Origin of the sequence: Pseudoalteromonas luteoviolacea DSM 6061, assembly GCF_001625655.1 — a bacterium.
GTDB classification, from domain to species: Bacteria; Pseudomonadota; Gammaproteobacteria; order Enterobacterales; family Alteromonadaceae; genus Pseudoalteromonas; species Pseudoalteromonas luteoviolacea.
Genome location: NZ_AUYB01000005.1, coordinates 1 through 3,728, shown reverse-complemented (window position 1 = coordinate 3,728; position 3,728 = coordinate 1). Strand labels below are relative to the sequence as shown.

The window sequence follows — 3,728 nt, the reverse complement described above, 5'->3', positions numbered from 1 at the left end:
AATGGCTTTGGTGAAGTACAACAAGAGCTGCGCAATGGCACGCACTCAGTATACTTTAGCTATGATGTGTTGGGGCGTACCACGAAGCGCAGTGCTACGGATGAAGACACCTATATCTATGAGTTTGATACTAAGTCTTTTGGCCAAGTAACAAGCACAACGGGTAATGGCGTAACCCATAGTTACGATTACGATAAGCTTGGTAGACCGGTTACACATACGGTGAGTGGAGATGGCCAAAGCTTTACTACCAAGACTTACTATGACACCAATTATGGGCGTGTTAAAGGTCTACGTTACCCAAATCATCTCACGTTAGAATACATGTATGATGATAAGGGCTACCAGACGCAAACTAAAAACACGGCCAGTGGCCTTGTTTACCAAAATATAACTGCACGTGATGCCCATGGATTTATTCAATCACAGCTATTGGGTAATGGCCTCACAACAGACACATACTACAGTGCTCAAACTGGTCAAATGACCGAGCATACAACGCGTAAAAACAATATCGAGCTACTCAATATTGCGTACACGTCGTATGATGGTTTTGGCAACCTTATAAATATGTCAGTGACTTCTGGTAAAATTGATAAGCAGCATACTTTCACAGAGTCCTATGTATACGACCACTTGCATCGTCTAAAAGAAAACAAAATTGACGCACATACAGTCATAACCTATGGCTATGATAAGGTTGGCAACATCACTTCAAAATCGGACTATGCGACCAGTTACAACTATGCAGAGCATATCAATGGTCACTCAGGTGGTGGCGCAAATGCGGTTAAAAAGGTCCTTACAAAGCAAGGTAATTGGGTAGGCTTTAGTTACGATACGCGAGGCAACATGACGGCTGGTGACGGGTTGACTCATGCCAGTTATAACGCCATGGACAAGCCGACACGCATTGTTAAAAATGGTATAACAGCGACCTTTACCTATGGTGCAGATCATATGCGTTTCAAACAAGTGAATGGCAGCACCACCACGTACTATGCGGGCAAGCACTATGAACTTGATATTCAGGGTAGCAAAACCACGACACGTGCCTACATTGGTGATTTTGCGGTTATTTCAACGGAGTCCAATGGTACACCTGAGGTAAGGTATCTACACAAAGATAGGCTAAACAGTGCAAGGCTTATAACCGACGCCAATGGCCAAGTTATCGCTGAGCGAAACTTTGACCCATTCGGTAAACCAAGAAAAGCATCAGGTGGGTTGAAAGAAAACGCAAAGCTTGAGGATTTTGCAACTGCAAAAACCAAACGAGGTTTTACCGACCATGAGCATCTGGATGAATTAGAATTGATTCATATGAATGGTCGAGTGTACGATTATAACCTTGGTCGCTTTATGAGTGTGGATCCTGTTATTCAATCGCCAGGAAACTCACAATCGGTCAACCCATATTCATATATTATGAACAACCCTCTGGGCGGGACAGATCCAACTGGATACTCATCAGCGTGTCAAACGGGATCGGCAGTAAAGCGACATGATCCAGCTCCCGGTTGCTCAGTCACATACAGTGATGGTAGTGTCAGCATAGGCGCTAAAGCTGGTGCTTATGCTGACCAGTCTTTGGCGGAAAATGCATCTCGATCAAAATTGAATGCAGCCTTGAATAATGGCTTGGAACAAACTATGGAAAAGGTTAAAGGCTTGAGTGATTTGCCGGAAACTGGTACCAATCAAAAAGCCAGTGAGTTCGACTTTTCCGAAAGCGGAGTTAAATGGCTTAAGGACGTCGAAAAAGAAAGGCTTAAACCCTACGATGATGCTACAGGTAAAGAAATTGACAAGTATACAGAAGGTGCCACAATTGGCATCGGACACCTTATAACGTCTAAGAAAGAATTTGCCAAGTATAAAGATGGCATCACTGGTGAGCAATCAAAAGCATTATTAAAAAGCGACCTCAGCAAATTCATATCCACAGTCCGGACCAGCGTCACGGCTGAAGTAAACCAAGACCAGTTTAACGCCTTGGTGATATTAGCTTATAACATTGGAGAATCCGGATTCAAAAGCTCTAGTGCTCTCAAGATGATTAACAACTCCAGCCTCAAATCTGTTAATGGCTACGGCTCGGTTGAAAAAGCATGGAAAGCTTGGAACAAAGAGACAGTCAATGGTATTAAGCAAGTTAGTCAGGGCTTGATAAATCGGCGAAAGTACGAGTGGAAGATATATTCTGAAGGAAAATATGAAACATGGTAATGAAAACATTCAAGTCATTTGTTTTTTTAATGGCTACAACTACAGCACTGTCGGCTTGTGCCGACAGTGCACCCAAAAACAAAATGAAGACATATTACGGGGTATATGAAGTTATCAGCGTTGAAAAGTACAGAGGCGGATTAACAACTCAGGAGGAAGCCAATAAAAAAATTGGTGGACTGATAACCCTTTGCCCGACCAGCTTCACCGATGGCGACTACGCTATAGCAAAACCTGTTTACAAAAATAGTCGAGAGTTGCTTTCAAAAGAAGAAGGTGTTGTTCCTTCGGATAAAAATAGTGCATTTTATGGATTTATGTCAGACAGAGAACATATTGAATATATTTCAATATTTGAACCTGATGATACCAAAAACATATATTCTCGATACGAAGTAATTGGCAATAACATGCTAATGGAAAGTTATGATGGTTACTTTTTTAAGATGATTCTAAAGTCCACCTGTAACTAAATTTTTATCTATCACTATTCCAATAATTACCCACCGATCTCCGATCGGTGGGGCACCCTCATCATCACAGCTCCATATCACGATTTCAGCATTACTAGCAATTTACCCGGCTGAGAACAAATTATAAAAAACCTATGGACACTCCGTGTATGTCAAGCTGAGTGTTCCATTCATTGCTTGGCTGTTTTCTATCTTCATGCATACCAGTTGCACTTCGATGATTAACAACATGCAATAAAGCGTTGCACTGATATATATCCGGGCTAACTGTAACTCAGCATCCCCAGTGAGTTACAAACCTACACTCCGTAACTTTAAAATACCCAATCGGTTTTAATACCTGTCTGAATCGAGTCTATATAGACCGGTTTGACCTTTTTTCATCTGCTTTTGGCAAATTAGGGTTGAGAGGTTTCAGGGAGTTATAACATCCATACGAGTTATATAATTCTTCCCTTTACTTAACTATATGCGACAGACATATTTTGGGCCTCAGCGTGAAGTACTCTCGCAGGTAGCTGGGTAATTTGGACCAAAGTTTATTCAAGTAGCGAAGCTACATAGATGCACTAGTAGGCGTTTGTAGAGGATGACTTTACAGGTAGAAAGATAGTATCTGCGGTAATTGGTATTGAAGCCCAAAACTGACAGAAGGTAAGCTTGCAAATATAACAGCAGAACAGTTTGGTATGCATTTTTATCTTAATCGTCATTCATAGCTAGAGGAGTAAACACTGCGACTCGGTATAAGTGGGTTGGTTAGTATATATTCGAAGTTTTTTTCTGCTATTTTAATTATTGAACAGTTTGCAATATGAAATATGCAAGTGAGAAGATTTTAAATTAAATCTTAATGGCTGGCATTTTTTTAATGTGTTATTAATTGAATTTGATGATGTTTGGTAATAATGGTGTTAGCCTTGTTTGAATTTTCTGTTTTTTATGGTGTTGGTTTTTGCCATGAAATTTAAGAAGACACCCATCTAAAATTTTGCAGTCGAATTTAAGAAGACACCCATCTTAAAT

General features: G+C 40.6%; 2 protein-coding genes. Both read left to right on the top strand.

Annotated features, from left to right (window positions below; translation table 11 throughout):
- Positions 1 to 2,229 (top strand): glycoside hydrolase family protein (locus N475_RS00415; RefSeq protein ID WP_155732512.1); only part of this gene is annotated, 2,229 nt, incomplete at its 5' end.
- Entirely contained in the window at positions 2,223 to 2,702 is a 480-nt protein-coding gene (locus N475_RS00410; protein ID WP_063358774.1) for a hypothetical protein, read from the top strand. The genes N475_RS00415 and N475_RS00410, both read left to right, overlap by 7 nt.
- The last annotated feature ends 1,026 nt before the right edge of the window (positions 2,703 to 3,728 follow it).

What these genes read in the sequence shown, in the direction of transcription:
- N475_RS00410 (WP_063358774.1), top strand. Translation starts at nt 2,223, where the DNA reads ATGGTAATGAAAACATTCAAGTCATTTGTTTTTTTAATGGCTACAACT.